The 13216-nt window shown below is 66.2% G+C and carries 20 protein-coding genes; 3 read left to right on the top strand and 17 right to left on the bottom strand.

The features are described 5' to 3' along the window. Nucleotides 1-36: 36 nt before the first annotated feature. Entirely contained in the window at nt 37-1305 is a 1269-nt protein-coding gene (locus AB4Z00_RS14340) for an MFS transporter (protein WP_442046371.1), read from the top strand. Between the two features lie 34 nt (nt 1306-1339). Here the strand turns inward: AB4Z00_RS14340 and AB4Z00_RS14335 are convergent, their stop codons facing one another. The 8 genes from AB4Z00_RS14335 to AB4Z00_RS14300 all read right to left on the bottom strand — a co-directional run bounded on the left by AB4Z00_RS14335 (nt 1340) and on the right by AB4Z00_RS14300 (nt 6411). After that, a complete protein-coding gene (locus AB4Z00_RS14335; protein ID WP_314464807.1) occupies nt 1340-2134 on the bottom strand; it encodes an NUDIX domain-containing protein in 795 nt (264 codons plus the stop codon). 382 nt (nt 2135-2516) lie between these two features. Continuing rightward, nucleotides 2517-2846: a Grx4 family monothiol glutaredoxin gene (grxD, locus tag AB4Z00_RS14330; protein WP_132265026.1), complete on the bottom strand. Its 330-nt coding sequence runs from the start codon at nt 2844-2846 to the stop codon at nt 2517-2519. A 117-nt stretch (nt 2847-2963) separates the two neighbouring features. Beyond that, on the bottom strand, nt 2964-3197 hold the full coding sequence (locus tag AB4Z00_RS14325) for a BolA/IbaG family iron-sulfur metabolism protein (protein ID WP_132265028.1): 234 nt from the start codon (nt 3195-3197) through the stop codon (nt 2964-2966). Nucleotides 3198-3279: 82 nt separating this feature from the next. After that, entirely contained in the window at nt 3280-3597 is a 318-nt protein-coding gene (locus tag AB4Z00_RS14320; RefSeq protein WP_132265030.1) for a DUF1476 domain-containing protein, read from the bottom strand. A 108-nt stretch (nt 3598-3705) separates the two neighbouring features. Beyond that, entirely contained in the window at nt 3706-4305 is a 600-nt protein-coding gene (gene leuD / locus AB4Z00_RS14315) for a 3-isopropylmalate dehydratase small subunit (RefSeq protein WP_132265032.1), read from the bottom strand. Beyond that, entirely contained in the window at nt 4305-4469 is a 165-nt protein-coding gene (locus AB4Z00_RS14310; RefSeq protein WP_165921371.1) for a hypothetical protein, read from the bottom strand. Before AB4Z00_RS14310 ends, leuD begins: the two co-directional genes overlap by 1 nt. Nucleotides 4470-4476: 7 nt before the next feature. Beyond that, nucleotides 4477-5910 (bottom strand): 3-isopropylmalate dehydratase large subunit, encoded by a 1434-nt coding sequence (gene leuC / locus AB4Z00_RS14305; RefSeq protein WP_132265034.1) that lies wholly within the window; start codon nt 5908-5910, stop codon nt 4477-4479. Between the two features lie 126 nt (nt 5911-6036). Continuing rightward, nucleotides 6037-6411 carry a hypothetical protein gene (locus AB4Z00_RS14300; protein ID WP_132265036.1) on the bottom strand — a complete coding sequence of 125 codons (375 nt, stop codon included), beginning with the start codon at nt 6409-6411 and terminating at the stop codon, nt 6037-6039. 335 nt (nt 6412-6746) lie between these two features. Here AB4Z00_RS14300 and AB4Z00_RS14295 point away from each other — a divergent pair, with 335 nt between their 5' ends. Further along, nucleotides 6747-7262 carry a sterol desaturase family protein gene (locus AB4Z00_RS14295; RefSeq protein WP_442046370.1) on the top strand — a complete coding sequence of 172 codons (516 nt, stop codon included), beginning with the start codon at nt 6747-6749 and terminating at the stop codon, nt 7260-7262. Between the two features lie 46 nt (nt 7263-7308). Here AB4Z00_RS14295 and AB4Z00_RS14290 read toward each other — a convergent pair whose 3' ends face one another. Further along, nucleotides 7309-7668 (bottom strand): YbaN family protein, encoded by a 360-nt coding sequence (locus tag AB4Z00_RS14290; RefSeq protein WP_132265040.1) that lies wholly within the window; start codon nt 7666-7668, stop codon nt 7309-7311. Next, nucleotides 7665-8096 carry a SufE family protein gene (locus AB4Z00_RS14285; RefSeq protein ID WP_132265355.1) on the bottom strand — a complete coding sequence of 144 codons (432 nt, stop codon included), beginning with the start codon at nt 8094-8096 and terminating at the stop codon, nt 7665-7667. Before AB4Z00_RS14285 ends, AB4Z00_RS14290 begins: the two co-directional genes overlap by 4 nt. Nucleotides 8097-8174: 78 nt before the next feature. On the opposite strand from AB4Z00_RS14285, the gene AB4Z00_RS14280 reads away from it, so the two are divergent. Further along, entirely contained in the window at nt 8175-10223 is a 2049-nt protein-coding gene (locus AB4Z00_RS14280; protein ID WP_134095219.1) for an NAD(+) synthase, read from the top strand. Between the two features lie 41 nt (nt 10224-10264). On the opposite strand, the gene AB4Z00_RS14275 is transcribed toward AB4Z00_RS14280, so the two are convergent. The 7 genes from AB4Z00_RS14275 to AB4Z00_RS14245 all read right to left on the bottom strand — a co-directional run bounded on the left by AB4Z00_RS14275 (nt 10265) and on the right by AB4Z00_RS14245 (nt 13139). Next, nucleotides 10265-10504, bottom strand: coding sequence for a hypothetical protein (locus AB4Z00_RS14275; protein WP_132265044.1), 240 nt, complete (start codon nt 10502-10504; stop codon nt 10265-10267). After that, nucleotides 10501-10842: a hypothetical protein gene (locus AB4Z00_RS14270; protein ID WP_431568248.1), complete on the bottom strand. Its 342-nt coding sequence runs from the start codon at nt 10840-10842 to the stop codon at nt 10501-10503. The genes AB4Z00_RS14275 and AB4Z00_RS14270 overlap by 4 nt, the downstream gene beginning before the upstream one ends. A gap of 17 nt (nt 10843-10859) precedes the next feature. Then, the gene (locus AB4Z00_RS14265) at nt 10860-11144 is read right to left on the bottom strand and encodes a hypothetical protein (RefSeq protein ID WP_132265048.1); all 285 of its coding nucleotides are present in this window, start codon (nt 11142-11144) and stop codon (nt 10860-10862) included. Continuing rightward, the gene (locus AB4Z00_RS14260; RefSeq protein ID WP_132265050.1) at nt 11141-11425 is read right to left on the bottom strand and encodes a hypothetical protein; all 285 of its coding nucleotides are present in this window, start codon (nt 11423-11425) and stop codon (nt 11141-11143) included. Before AB4Z00_RS14260 ends, AB4Z00_RS14265 begins: the two co-directional genes overlap by 4 nt. A 41-nt stretch (nt 11426-11466) precedes the next feature. Further along, on the bottom strand, nt 11467-11877 hold the full coding sequence (locus AB4Z00_RS14255; RefSeq protein ID WP_134095222.1) for a PspC domain-containing protein: 411 nt from the start codon (nt 11875-11877) through the stop codon (nt 11467-11469). A 156-nt stretch (nt 11878-12033) separates the two neighbouring features. Further along, nucleotides 12034-12933: a phage shock protein PspA gene (gene pspA / locus AB4Z00_RS14250; protein WP_243654164.1), complete on the bottom strand. Its 900-nt coding sequence runs from the start codon at nt 12931-12933 to the stop codon at nt 12034-12036. Next, the gene (locus tag AB4Z00_RS14245) at nt 12930-13139 is read right to left on the bottom strand and encodes a hypothetical protein (protein WP_442046369.1); all 210 of its coding nucleotides are present in this window, start codon (nt 13137-13139) and stop codon (nt 12930-12932) included. The genes pspA and AB4Z00_RS14245 overlap by 4 nt, the downstream gene beginning before the upstream one ends. Between the last annotated feature and the right edge of the window lie 77 nt (nt 13140-13216).

Below are 13216 nucleotides of genomic sequence, written 5' to 3'. Positions count from 1 at the left end.
GCGAAAAGCCGGCACTTCGCCATCCGGGAGAGAACCATGGCCCATGCAGCCGGCAACACGCCGGATATTCCCAACCACCCCAAGGCCGTCCGAATGGGCGTGATCGCGGGGGTTTCGCATAATCTGGTGATCGGCACCGTGATGGGGTCCTTCGGCATCCTGCTGGCGTCGGTCGAGCAGCGCCTGGGCGTCAGCGCAGAGGCGGCGGCGGCGGGGATTCCGCTGGTCCTGGTCGGCTCGTCGATACTCGCGCCTTTCGTGGGCGTGCTGATCGCGAAAGTCTCGCTGCGGCTGCTCCTGCTGGTGGGCGCCCTGCTGACGGTGGGCGGCTATCTGCTGCTGGCCTTCACGCAGAGCTATGCGCTCTACCTCGTCGCTTACGGCCTGTTCTTCGGCCCCGCCCTGAGCCTGGCCGGATCGGTGGGCCCGGCCACCCTGGTGACGCGCTGGTTCCATCGCAATCGCGGACTGGCGCTGGGCGTGGTGCACTTGCCGGTGGTGATCGCGGTCATGCCCTGGCTGCTCCACGAGACGCTCGACGGCGTGGCGCCCACCACCATCTACCTCGCGATCGGACTGGTGGCCGCGGCGGTCATGATCCCGCTCAGCCTGATGACCATCGACCATCCTCCCAGCGGGGAGACCGCCGCGCCCGCGGCCGGCAGCCGGCGCACGTCGGACGGCTCGCTCAGCGTGGCGCAGCTCCTTGCCAGGCCGCGCTTCTGGGCGCTGTGTCTTGCGGGAATCGCCAGCATGACGAGTTCGGTGATGCTGGGTTCGCTGCTGGTGCCCATGGGCGAATCCTGGGGCTTCACCAGGGCCGAGTCGGCGCAGCTCCAGTCGATCATGTCGCTGGCCGGGATCGCCGGATCGGTGATGTTCGTCTGGATTGCCGACAAGCTGGGCGGCGGTCGCTCTCTGGCGCTGATCGGTTTCGATTGCGCCCTGCTGTGGCTGGTCCTGCTGCTGCACCCGCCCTTTGCCATGACCGCGGTGGTGGTGGCGCTGATCGGCATGCACGGCGTGGGCGCGATCCCGACGCTGGGCCGCGGCTTGTCAGACAGCTTCGGCCAGGCGAGCTACAGCCGGGGCTTCGGGCTCAACACGCTGATCGGGCTGCCGTTCATCGCTTCGGCAGTGATCGGTTCGGCCAAGGCCTTCACGCTTACCGGCAGCTATGATGCCGCGATCAAGGGCATGGTGGTGTTCTTCGCACTCGCGGTCGCTTTCGGGCTCTACGGAGCGACCGGCCCGAAAGTCGAAGGCCCGCGCGCCTCGCTGGAACCCGAGCCGGAGCTGGCCTGAGCCTGCCTGAACCCGGCCTCTCGCCGATCGCGGATCAGCCGCGGTCGGCAGCGGCTTTGAGTTGCCCGCGCACCGGATAGCCGTGGCCGTCCGGGATCATCAGCCATTCCTCGCCCTCGATCGTCTCGATCCGGGGGTGGATGCGCTCCACGGGATGGCGCCGGATATCGACCAGCGCGTCCGCGTGACTGGCAAAGCGGGCAAGGCGCTCCAGATTGCGGCGGGTGGGAAAGATCACCGCGATCTCGCCGCGCGCAGTCATGTCCAGCGCCTGGGCCGCGCTCGTCCAGAACAGGCGGGTATTCTCCGTGGCATCGACCGTGACGTCCACCGCGCCGGTGCCGAGGTCGGTGACGAAGAAGCGCGTGTCGAAGCCCTTGTCCCACGGCGGACACCAGTGCGCGTAGAGCACGAGGCGTTCGGGGGCGAGGTCCCAGCCGAAATGTTCCAGCACCGGCGCCAGCGTGCCGCGTTCCAACAGGAGCAGGCGGCCCTGGGCGGCTTCCTCGGCACTGACGGGCCGGTGCGTGGCGACCATCAACCCCGTCTCTTCCAGGGTTTCGCGAATGGCGGCGATGCGCGCGGAGGCGAGTTCGATGGGTTCTGAGGGCAGGAGCGCGGCGGCCAGTTCGCGGTCGGCCGGGTCGACGCGGCCGCCTGGAAACACCGCGGCCCCTCCGGCGAAACGCATTTCGCGGGCGCGCTGGACCATCAGCAGTTCCGGTGGGCCGCCATCGGCCGCGTTGCGGAAGATCACCAGGGTCGCTGCCGGCACCACTTTGGGGCCATCCGCCGGCATCGGATCGTTGCTGGGAGCATAGAGAGTCATGCCCGCGAGTTTGCGTGCCCTAGGCGGAGAGGCAAGCGGAATTGTCATGCCGGCCTTGCGCGACGATCCGGCTGAAAACTGTCGGGCGGCTTTACACTTGCAGGGTTCCTGGAAGGCGCGGGTGCATGGCCATTGGCGGAAAACCGGGAGATTTGCCATTTGGCATGGCTCATGCTTATAGGATAACGTACCCTCGAGTAGTCTCGAACGAGACGGGGCCGAATGTCTCCCGGCCCCGTCTCCCCGAGCCCTCCACCCCCCGAAATCGCCCCTCCGAAGTTTGCGCCCCAGGCGGGGTGCATCTGCATCTGCGAAGGGAGGGCGCGCACGAAAAAGCGCCCGGAGTTGCCCCCGGGCGCCTTGGCATTCGCTCGATCCGGGATCAGCCTTGGGTGGCGAGGCCGGTATCGATGAAGAGCTGGTGCAGTTCGCCAGCCTCGTACATTTCCATCATGATGTCGCTGCCGCCGACGAATTCGCCCTTTACGTAGAGCTGCGGGATCGTCGGCCATTCCGAATAGGCCTTGATGCCCTGTCGGATGTCCATGTCCTGCAGCACGTCGACGCTCTCGTAAGGCGCGCCGAGCTGTTCGAGGATGGCGATCGCGCGGCTGGAGAAGCCGCACTGCGGGAACAGCGGGGTGCCCTTCATGAACAGGACGATGTCGTTGTTCTTTACAATCTCGTCGATGCGCGCGTTGACGTCGGACATTTCAATAAACCTTCAGACTAGACCATGAACGTATCATGCTCTGCGTTTCTTTTGTTCGCCGCATTTTCCGGGCCGTCGGGTGATTTCACCTGACTTGAAAATGCTCCGATGCCGGCTTCAGTTGGGGACGGCGGTGGTGAGTTGCAAGGCGTGGAGCACGCCGCCCATGCGGCCGCCCAGGGCTTCGTAGACCATCTTGTGCTGGGCCACGCGGGGCTTGCCCGCGAAAGCGGCGCTGGTGACGCGCGCGGCATAGTGGTCGCCGTCACCGGCAAGATCCGTGATCTCGACCGATGCGTCGGGCAGGGCGGTGCGGATCATGGCTTCGATTTCGCTGGCGGACATGGCCATGGCCTGGTTCCTTTCGTTCGGCTCTTGGCCGGGGCATTTTCAGGCCGGACCGGAATGTCCGGCGCGGCCCGAAAACGACTGTTCAGCCCAGGAAGGCGCGGCGCGCCTCGACCTGCTTGGCTTCGAGTGCGGTGCGGATTTCGTTTTCGGACGCGTCCACACCGGCAGCAATGAGATCGCCCAGCAGCTTGCGGATCACGTCCTCGTCGCCGGCTTCCTCGAAGTCGGCCTGGACGACGGCCTTGGCGTAAGCCTCGGTCTCGGCGGAAGAAAGCCCCATGCGCACGGCGGCCCATTCGCCCAGCAGGCGGTTGCGGCGCGCCTGGATGCGGAACTGGGTGTCTGCGTCATGCACGAACTTGGCCTCTTCAGCGCGTTCGCGGTCCTGGAAACTCGTCATCGGATAACCTCGATCTAGGGCTTATCCTGCCGATAGGGCGCGAAGCGGGTCGGGGCAATGGCGATTTGCGATGCGTCGTCCCGGACCGGGTCCGGGACGACAGCCGGTTCAGGCGCTCGCCGGAGTCTTCGCCAGGAACGGCAGGTCGCTGCGCGCCCTGGCCTCGTGGGCCGAGATGGCATCGCCCTGCGCCATGGTCAGGCCGACTTCGTCGAGCCCGCCCAGCAGGCAGTGCTTGCGGAACGGGTCGATCTCGAAACCGTAGCGATCCTGGAAGCGCGTGGTTACGGTCTGGGTTTCCAGGTCGATGTCGATCGGATCGGTCTGCGCCACTTCCATCAGCCGGTCGATCGCCGCCTGCGGCAGCGCCACGGTGAGGATGCCGTTCTTGAAGGCATTGCCCGAGAAGATGTCCGAGAAGCTCGGCGCGATCACGCAAGTCACGCCCATGTCGAGCAGCGCCCAGGCGGCATGTTCGCGGCTGGAGCCGCAACCGAAGTTGTCGCCCGCGATCAGGATCGGCGCGCCTGCGAACTCGGGGTCCGCAAAGACGTTGTCCGGTTCCTTCTTCACCGCCTCGAACGCGCCCTTGCCAAGGCCTTCGCGGGTGATGGTCTTGAGCCAGTGGGCCGGGATGATGACGTCGGTGTCGACGTTCTTGCGGCCGAACGGGATGGCCCGTCCGGCGACGTGGGAAATGGCCTGCATCAGTCGGTCTCGGGCGCCTGTTCGGGGTGCAGCGGCTTTTCGTTCGCGCGGGCCTTGCGGCGCTTCACGAAGAGCAGGGCCGCGGCGATCGCGGCCGAGCCGATGGCGGCACCGGCTGCCAGAGCGGCGCGGCCGGCGAGGTTGTTTTCGGAATCGTTGGACATGTCGTTCTTATCCTACCAGTTCGCGCACGTCGGTGAGCTTGCCGGTCACCGCGGCGGCGGCGGCCATGGCCGGGCTCATCAGGTGGGTACGGCTGCCGGGGCCCTGGCGGCCGGTGAAGTTGCGGTTGCTGGTCGAGGCGCAGCGTTCGCCTGCCGGCACTTTGTCGGGGTTCATGGCGAGGCAGGCCGAGCAGCCCGGTTCGCGCCATTCCAGGCCCGCTTCGATGATGATCCTGTCGAGCCCTTCGGCCTCGGCTTGGGCCTTGACCAAGCCCGAGCCGGGGACGACGATCGCCCACTTCACGTTGTCTGCCTTGTGGCGGCCCTTGAGCACGGCGGCGGCGGCGCGGATATCCTCGATGCGGCTGTTGGTGCACGAGCCGATGAAGACGTTCTGCACTTCCACTTCGGTGAGGCGGGTGCCGGGGGTGAGGCCCATGTAGTCGAGGCTGACCTTCACCGCGTCACGCTTGGAGGCGTCGGCGAAGTCTTCCGGCGCGGGAACGACGCCGCCGATGGCCGACGTGTCCTCGGGGCTGGTGCCCCAGGTGACGGTCGGCTGGATATCCTCGGCGCGGATCGAGACGGTCTTGTCGAACGTCGCGCCTTCGTCGGTCGCCAGGTTCTTCCACCAGGCCAGGGCCTTGTCCCAGTCATCGCCCTGCGGGGCGTAGGGGCGGCCTTCGACATAAGCGAACGTGGTCTCGTCCGGAGCGATCAGGCCGGCGCGGGCGCCGCCCTCGATCGCCATGTTGCAGACGGTCAGGCGGCCTTCGACGGACATTTCCTCGAAGACGTTGCCGCGAAACTCGATCACATAGCCGGTGCCGCCGGCCGTGCCGATCACGCCGATGATGTGGAGCACCACGTCCTTGGGGGTGATGCCCGCGCCCAGCTTGCCGTCGACGCGGACTTCGAAGCTCTTCGACTGCTTGAGCAGCAGGGTCTGCGTGGCGAGGACATGTTCGACCTCGCTGGTGCCGATGCCGAAGGCCAGCGCGCCGATGCCGCCGTGGCAGGCCGTATGGCTGTCACCGCAGACGATGGTGGCGCCGGGCAGCGAGAAGCCCTGCTCGGGGCCGACGACGTGGACGATGCCCTGCTCGGCATCGGTGGCGTCGATATAGCGAATGCCGAATTCCGGCGCATTTCTCTTGAGCGCGGCCAGCTGCTGCGCGCTTTCGGGGTCGGCGATGGGCAACACATGCCCCTGCGCATCCTTGCGCGCGGTGGTCGGCAGGTTGTGGTCGGGAACCGCAAGGGTAAGATCGGGGCGCCGCACCGGGCGGCCGGCCACGCGTAGGCTTTCGAAGGCCTGCGGGCTCGTCACTTCGTGGACGAGGTGCCGGTCGATATAGATGAGGCTGGTTCCGTCGTCTCGCGTGTCGACGACGTGGGCGTCCCAGATCTTCTGGTAGAGGGTGCGCGGTTTCGTGGTCATGGTGAAAGCGCGATTAGGCCCGCCCGCCCCGCAATTCAAGGGGAACGGGCGTGCCTTTTCGCGCAACATTATTCGCTAAGCGGTCAACCGGGGCTTCTCGCCCCGGCTGCCTGCGCGTCGCGGCCCTCAGCGGCGGTGGCCGTTGCGGTCGTTGCGTTCGGCATGGAGCGCGGCGTGGACGCGGTCGATCCGGCCCTGCAGGGTCTGCATCTCGCGCGGGCTCAGGCCGCCGCGGGCGTAAGTCGAATGGAGACGCTGGATCTGGACGGCGTCGTTGCGCAGGCCGGTGGCTTCACGCTGGCTGATCGTGCGGCGGGCGGCGGCGCGGTCGATCTCGCCGCGCAGTCCGGCGATGTCCGAGCGGATCTTCGCTTCGCGATTGGGCGTGATGCGCGCGGCTTCGCGGTGCGGCGCGGCCGCTTCGGCAATGCCCGGCGCGACGGCCGAGAAACCCAGGGCCGCGACAAGGGCGGGAGCGATGAAACGGGTGATCTTGCGCATGGGACTTTCCTTCTTTTTCCGGGATTTGTTCCGTGCATTCAGATTTAGAAGTCTCAACATGAACGGCAGAAGACTCACCGGTCACAGTCCTGTCGGCATTTGTAACTAAGTGTCGCAGCCACGAGACTGTAGACGGCCTCTGCGACCCGACGGGAGAGGCCGYCTGAAAGATAAGGAATGCAGGGCAGCCGTACCGGCCCCGCGCCGCTGCGGCTGCATCTGCATTCCAAACTTTCCCCTCCTGGCTGCCCGCCGCGCGGCACATTCCGCCGGCACCGTCATTTGACCATCCTCGGCACCTGACAAGGCGCAGCCAAGCGACTAGAACGAGGATCATGTCGTTTCTCTCCGCCGCTCTGATTGTGCTCGCTTCTGCCGCAGCGATGGAATTCGTCGCCTGGGCGAGCCATAAGTACATCATGCATGGGGTCGGCTGGGCCTGGCACCGCGACCATCACGAGCCGCACGACAACCTCCTCGAAAGGAACGATCTCTACGCGCTGGTCGGCGCGGCGATCAGCATTTCGATGTTTGCGCTGGGTTCGCCGCTGGTCATGGGCGCCGGGGCATGGGCGCCGGGAACCTGGATAGGGCTGGGCGTACTGCTCTACGGCGTGATCTATACGCTGATCCACGACGGTCTCGTCCATCAGCGCTATTTCCGATGGGTGCCCAAGCGCGGCTATGCCAAGCGGCTGGTCCAGGCGCACAAGCTGCACCATGCGACCATCGGCAAGGAGGGCGGGGTGAGCTTCGGCTTCGTGATCGCGCGCGATCCGGCCGTGCTGAAGCAGGAACTGCGCCGCCAGCGCCAGCAGGGAATCGCCGTGCTGCGGGACGCGGTGGAGTAGCGCTGCGAGCCCCTCTTCCCGGATCAAGTCCGGGGCGACGTCGTGGCTATTCCGCGCGCGTCCAGATCCAGGGGCCGATCACCAGCAGCACTCCGGCCGGGATCAGCACCCAGGGCCAGCCCACCGTGAACCATGTGAAGGGAATCGAAGCGCTCATCGCCAGGATCGCGGAGACCTTGCCCTTGCGGCTGATCGCGCGCCGGTCGCGCCAATCGCGCAAGTGGCGACCGTGGGTAGGGTGGTTGTAGAGCCGCTCGGCCCATTCGGGATGGCTCTTGCCGAAGCACCAGGCCGCCAGCAGGTAGAACACCACCGTAGGCATGACCGGGAGGAAGATGCCGATCGTTCCGAGCGCGACGAAGAACAGCCCCGCTGCCATCCAGAGCGGGCGGCTGGCCTTCTTCAAGTCGTGCTGCCTGCGTTCTGTCCGGAGGCGTAGCGGGCGGCCGTCTCGCGGATCAGCGCGATCATGTTCGGCACGCCCTGCGTCCGGTTGGACGAGAGCTGGTTCTTGAGGTCGAACGGCGCCAGGGCGGCGGCGATGTCGGTTTCGGCGACTTCGGCGGCGGGGCGGTCCTGCACGGCGGCGATCACCAGCGAGACGATGCCCTTGGTGATGGCCGCATTGCTGTCCGCCAGGAAGTGCAGCGTGCCGTCCTCCCGCGCCATCGGATAGACCCAGACGCTGGCCGAGCAGCCGCGCACCTTGGTGGCGTCCGTCTTCAGCGCGTCGGGCATGGGATCGAGTTCGGCGCCAAGGCCGATCAGCAGGCGATAGCGTTCATCGCCTTCGGAAAACTCGTATTCTTCGCGGATGTCGTCGAGGCTGCGCATCTCTCGCCATTTAAGCGCGGCACGGGGGAGGGCAAGGGGAAGTTGCCTCACGTCGCGGTTCCTGTCAGGGATTTGCCCATGAGTGCACATCCTTTCTACGCCATGCACGAACACGGCTTCGTGCGCGTCGCCGCCTCCACGCCCAAGGTCCGCACTGCCGATGTCGCCTTCAATCGCGATGCCGTGCTGGCGGAGGCGCAGCGCGCGCATGAGGCGCATGTCGACCTGGTGGTCTTCCCGGAACTCTGCATCTCCTCCTACGCGATCGACGATCTGCACTTGCAGGGGGCGATGATCGAGGCGGTGGAAGCGGCCGTGGCGGAGATCGTGCGGGCAAGCGCCGATCTCTCCCCTGTGCTGCTGGTCGGCGCGGCGCTGTCCCACAAGGGGCGGCTTTACAACTGCGCGCTCGCCATCGCGCATGGGCGGCTGCTGGGCGTGGTGCCCAAGTCCTACCTGCCCAATTACCGCGAGTTCTACGAAAAGCGCTGGTTCGCCAGCGGCAAGACGATCAAGGGCCAGACCATCCGCGTGAACGGGCAGGACGTGCCCTTCGGCGTCGATCTCGTCTTCGCGTCCGAAGTGCTGCCGAACTTCCGCTTCGCCGTGGAGATCTGCGAGGATATCTGGGCCGCCACCCCGCCAAGCTCGCTGGGCGCGCTGGCGGGGGCGACGATCCTGTGCAACCTCTCCGCCTCCAACATCGTGATCGGCAAGTCGGACGAACGGCATCTGCTCTGCCGCTCGCAGTCCGCCCGCGCGACGGCGGCCTACATCTATTCCGCTGCCGGGCATGGCGAGAGCACGACCGACCTGGCGTGGGACGGGCAGGGCATCGTCTACGAACTGGGCGACCTGCTGGCAGAGAGCGAGCGCTTCTCGCTGGAAGCCGAACTCTGCATCGCCGATGTCGATGTCGACCGCATCATGATGGACCGCATCCGCGTACCCACGTTCAACGACGCGGGTGAAGTGGCAGGCCGGCCGGACGAGACTTTCCGCACCGTGCCTTTCCGCCATGCCCCGGCGGGCGGCGATATCGGCCTGATCCGTCCGGTCTCGCGCTTCCCCTTCGTGCCCTCGCGCGCCGACAAGCTCGATGCCGACTGCTACGAGGCGTTCAACATCCAGGTGGGCGGGTTGATGCGCCGCATCGAGGCGACGGGCGCCAGGTCGATGGTCATTGGCATCTCGGGCGGGCTCGATTCGACTCACGCGCTGATCGTTGCCGCGCGCGCCTGCGACCGGCTGGGCCTGCCGCGCACGTTCATTCGCGGCTACACGATGCCCGGTTTCGCGACGAGCGAGGGCACCAAGTCAAACGCCTGGACGCTGATGAAGGCGGTGGGCATCCACGCCGAAGAGATCGACATTCGCCCCGCCGCCACGACGATGCTCAAGGACATCGGCCATGCCTTCTCGAATGGCGAGCCGGTCTACGACGTGACGTTCGAGAACGTGCAGGCGGGCCTGCGCACCGATTACCTGTTCCGCCTGGCCAACCAGAACGACGGCTTCGTGATCGGCACCGGCGACCTCTCCGAACTGGCGCTGGGCTGGTGCACGTACGGCGTCGGCGACCAGATGAGCCACTACACGGTCAACGCCGGCGTGCCCAAGACGCTGATCCAATACCTGATCCGCTGGTGCGCCACGACCGACCAGTTCGGCGCAGAGACCGAAGAGGTGCTGCTGGCGATCCTCGGCACCGAGATTTCGCCCGAACTCGTGCCTGCCGGGGCGGACGGCGCGATCCAGAGTACCGAGGCGAAAATCGGGCCTTACGAACTCAACGACTTCTTCCTGCACCACATCGTGCGCTTCGGGCAGAAGCCGTCGAAAGTGGCGTTCCTGGCGCTCCACGCCTGGCGTGAAGCGGCGGCGGGCACCTGGCCTGCGGGCTTCCCGGACGATCGCAAGAACGCGTACGACCTCGCCACGATCCGTTCCTGGCTGGAGAAGTTCCTGCGCCGCTTCTTCGCGTTCAGCCAGTTCAAGCGCTCCGCCGTGCCGAACGGGCCGAAGGTGTCCTCCGGCGGTGCGCTGTCTCCGCGCGGAGACTGGCGCGCGCCGTCCGATGCCAGCGCGGCGGTGTGGCTGGCGGAACTGGATGCGAAGGTGCCGTAAAAGAAGGCGTCGTCCCGGCCTTGAGCCGGGACGACGTACTCTCAATCCCGCAGCGACTCGATTTCGCGTGCGAGATCCTTTTCGCGGCGCTCGTCGGTGGCGATGCGTTCGAGCACGGCGATGCGCTTGCGCAATTTCTCGACTTCGGTTTCCAGTTCGTGCTCGCGCTCGCCATGGCCGTCCAGTCGGAAGCCCGGCTTTTCTCCGCGCAGTTTCTGGGCACGGAGCCAGGTTACCGCGGCGATCGCGAAGATGACGACTACGGCAGTCCAGAAGCTCATTGGGTCACCTCGCGGCGGGCATCGTGGCGAGCCTCTCGCAGGCTCTCGATCTGACGGGCTACATCATAACCCTGATCCGTGACAATCCGCTCGACGCTGGCGAGGCGGTCCTTGATCGCGCCGATCTCTGCGCGAAGCTGGGCGTTTTCCTGGGTGATCAACTGGACACGGGCCTGCGCTTCGGCGTCGTCCTTGGGATAGACGGCCTTGCCCCAGGAATTCTCCAGCGGATAGCCGTGGCGCATGCGCAGCCAGTTGTTGAAGATCCAGCCGCCGATGCCCAGCGCCGTGGCCGTGACCAGGACGGGCATGAGCATTTCGAGCGTTGAGTAATCCATGTTCTTCCGGCCCCCCGTCAGTTCGCGCGCGGCTCGCCGTCCGGGGCGCGCAGCGATTCGATCTGGCGCGCGGTGTCCCAGGCGCCGTCGGTGATGATGGTTTCCAGCACGCGCAGGCGGTTCTCGATCGCGGCATTGGGGGCGGCGTGGCGGGCGGCCTTTTCGGCCGTTTGCCCCGCCGCGATCTCCAGCTTGCGTTCGAGGAAGGCAAGGCGGCGCTTGTAGGCTCCGGCCAGGATCGCCGCTATCGCGACCATCCCGCCCATGAAGGTGGCCAGCCCGACGAAGTCCCCGAAGCTCATTGCCGGGTCGCCTTGTCAGTGGGGGCCTTTTCGGTTTCGCGCACGTCGCGCAGGGCCTCGATCTGGAGCGCGGTATCGTAGCCGCCGTCAGTGATGATCCGTTCGAGCACCCGCACGCGCTCTTCCAGCTCGCGGGAGTGGGAAGCGTATTGCGCGGCCTTTTCGGCGGTGGCCGTCACCTGCAGTTCGGCCATGCGGCGCTGGTGCCGGGTCCAGATCGCGAAGCCCGCAATCATGAACGGGGCCAGCGGGATGAGGAGGGCGAGAGTGTGAGAATCCATCTTGGGCTAATCCCTGTTACCCGGTGTTGGCAGCCTGCGTATCAGCGCAGACTGTCGATTTCGGCGGCGAGGCGCGAATTGCTGCTGGTGTAGTGCGCTTCCATCTCGGCGACGCGGCGGTCGATGTCCGAAAGTTCGCTGCGCAGGCGACCGGAACGGTTCGGTGCCGAGCGCATCAGGTTGTGTCCGAAGCCCTGGCGATTTCGGCGGCGTTCCATGCGGCGCAGCAGGCGCTCTTCCTCGTCCTCGCTGTAGAGGCTCATCGGCCGCTTGTCCGCCATGAGGGCGACGGCGATGTAGATCGGGATCGTCACGAAGGAGACGAAGAAGGTCAGCAGCACGGCTGCGATGCGAATCCAGAGCGTGTCGACGCCGGTATAGTCCGCAATGCCGGAGCAGACGCCGGCCAGCTTGGCGTTCGACTTGTCGAGATAGAATTGTCCGCGTGACACTGGTTGTTCCCTTTCCCTCGGGCTGCCCGGCGTGGATCCGGGCTTGCCCGTTATGACAGTGGTCGGGTCGGCAGACCCCGGTTCCCGGTCATGGCCCTTCGCGGGCGGCATGTACGTTTCGGCAAGGCACCTGCCGGGATGTCAGGTGTGCCGCTGTCATTCCGGCGTCGACTGGCCTGCGGTCGGCTGGCCTGCGGTCGATTGGCCATTCCCCATCGCGCGCTTCATCTCGGCGAGTTCGGCGTCGATCGTATCGCCGTCCTGCAAGGCGGCGATTTCCTCGGCGAGCGTCGGCTGGCGGCTGTCGCCCAGGCTCATCGCCTCGGCACGGCCTTCGGCATAATCGACGCGCCGCTCGAGCTGGTCGAAGCGTACCAGGGCCTCGTCCACGCGCTCGCTCGACAGCAAGGTCCGCAGTTTGACGCGATTCTCGGCGCTCTGCAAGCGAGCGGCGATCGAGGATTGGCGGCTGCGGGCCTCGCGCAGGCGGTTCTGCAGCTTTTCGATGTCTTCCTCGTAAGCGCGCAGGGCATCGTCGAGCACGGCGATCTCGGCACGAAGCTGCTCGGCCATATCGCCGGCCTTCTTCTTTTCGAGCAGGGCGGCGCGGGCCAGGTCCTCGCGGTCCTTGCTCAGCGCGAGCTGGGCCTTGTCGCCCCAGTCGTGCTGAAGCTGGTCCAGCTTGCCGACATGGCGGCGCAGTTCCTTCTGGTCGGCAATGGTGCGCGCGCTGCTGGTGCGCACTTCGACGAGGGTTTCCTCCATCTCTAGGATGATGAGGCGGATCATCTTCCCGGGGTCTTCGGCCTTGTCCAACATGTCGTTGAAATTGGCGGCGATGATGTCGCGGGTGCGGGAGAAGATACCCATCCTGGCGGTTCCTTTGATCGAGGTGGGATTGAACTTGCGGGCCTGGCTGAAGCGCGGCTCCCGGAAGAAGGAGCCTTCGCCCGAACCGGAGGCGGTGTCGAACGGGCGGGCGCGCCTTTCCTGAAAGCGAGGAGCGTCCTGCTCCGATGCTTGCAGGATTTCGATTTCCGCGTCGAGCCTGCTCACTGCAGCGGTGCTCCGCAAACGGGAGCGGCATGGGCCGGCGGGGCGATGCGGTCGCTCATGGCGAAGAGGTTCAGCGTGCCCATGGCGAGCACGGCAGCGATGATCGCCCAGTCGAGCTTGCTGCGTTCCCGCCCATTGGCCTGGAAGCTGGCCGGCTGCTTGCTCGGGTGGCTGCTGGCAACGATGCTGGCGTTCTGGAAGGACATCCTGGTGTTCCTCTGTCGGATCTCGTGAATTTGCCCATGTCATCGCAAGGGGCGTGCCAAACTCGAAAACATGCGGA

It is taken from the genome of Novosphingobium sp. YAF33, assembly GCF_052113265.1.
Taxonomy (GTDB): Bacteria; Pseudomonadota; Alphaproteobacteria; order Sphingomonadales; family Sphingomonadaceae; genus Novosphingobium.
This window is presented reverse-complemented; position numbering and strand designations above follow the sequence as displayed.

Bases quoted from the DNA above. Each gene is read 5' to 3' on its own strand.
- AB4Z00_RS14340 (WP_442046371.1), top strand. From the start codon at position 37: ATGGCCCATGCAGCCGGCAACACGCCGGATATTCCCAACCACCCCAAG.
- AB4Z00_RS14335 (WP_314464807.1), bottom strand. From the start codon at position 2,134: ATGACTCTCTATGCTCCCAGCAACGATCCGATGCCGGCGGATGGCCCC.
- grxD (WP_132265026.1), bottom strand. From the start codon at position 2,846: ATGTCCGACGTCAACGCGCGCATCGACGAGATTGTAAAGAACAACGAC.
- AB4Z00_RS14325 (WP_132265028.1), bottom strand. From the start codon at position 3,197: ATGGCCATGTCCGCCAGCGAAATCGAAGCCATGATCCGCACCGCCCTG.
- AB4Z00_RS14320 (WP_132265030.1), bottom strand. From the start codon at position 3,597: ATGACGAGTTTCCAGGACCGCGAACGCGCTGAAGAGGCCAAGTTCGTG.
- leuD (WP_132265032.1), bottom strand. From the start codon at position 4,305: ATGCAGGCCATTTCCCACGTCGCCGGACGGGCCATCCCGTTCGGCCGC.
- AB4Z00_RS14310 (WP_165921371.1), bottom strand. From the start codon at position 4,469: ATGTCCAACGATTCCGAAAACAACCTCGCCGGCCGCGCCGCTCTGGCA.
- leuC (WP_132265034.1), bottom strand. From the start codon at position 5,910: ATGACCACGAAACCGCGCACCCTCTACCAGAAGATCTGGGACGCCCAC.
- AB4Z00_RS14300 (WP_132265036.1), bottom strand. From the start codon at position 6,411: ATGCGCAAGATCACCCGTTTCATCGCTCCCGCCCTTGTCGCGGCCCTG.
- AB4Z00_RS14295 (WP_442046370.1), top strand. From the start codon at position 6,747: ATGTCGTTTCTCTCCGCCGCTCTGATTGTGCTCGCTTCTGCCGCAGCG.
- AB4Z00_RS14285 (WP_132265355.1), bottom strand. From the start codon at position 8,096: ATGCGCAGCCTCGACGACATCCGCGAAGAATACGAGTTTTCCGAAGGC.
- AB4Z00_RS14280 (WP_134095219.1), top strand. From the start codon at position 8,175: ATGAGTGCACATCCTTTCTACGCCATGCACGAACACGGCTTCGTGCGC.
- AB4Z00_RS14275 (WP_132265044.1), bottom strand. From the start codon at position 10,504: ATGAGCTTCTGGACTGCCGTAGTCGTCATCTTCGCGATCGCCGCGGTA.
- AB4Z00_RS14270 (WP_431568248.1), bottom strand. From the start codon at position 10,842: ATGGATTACTCAACGCTCGAAATGCTCATGCCCGTCCTGGTCACGGCC.
- AB4Z00_RS14265 (WP_132265048.1), bottom strand. From the start codon at position 11,144: ATGAGCTTCGGGGACTTCGTCGGGCTGGCCACCTTCATGGGCGGGATG.
- AB4Z00_RS14260 (WP_132265050.1), bottom strand. From the start codon at position 11,425: ATGGATTCTCACACTCTCGCCCTCCTCATCCCGCTGGCCCCGTTCATG.
- AB4Z00_RS14245 (WP_442046369.1), bottom strand. From the start codon at position 13,139: ATGTCCTTCCAGAACGCCAGCATCGTTGCCAGCAGCCACCCGAGCAAG.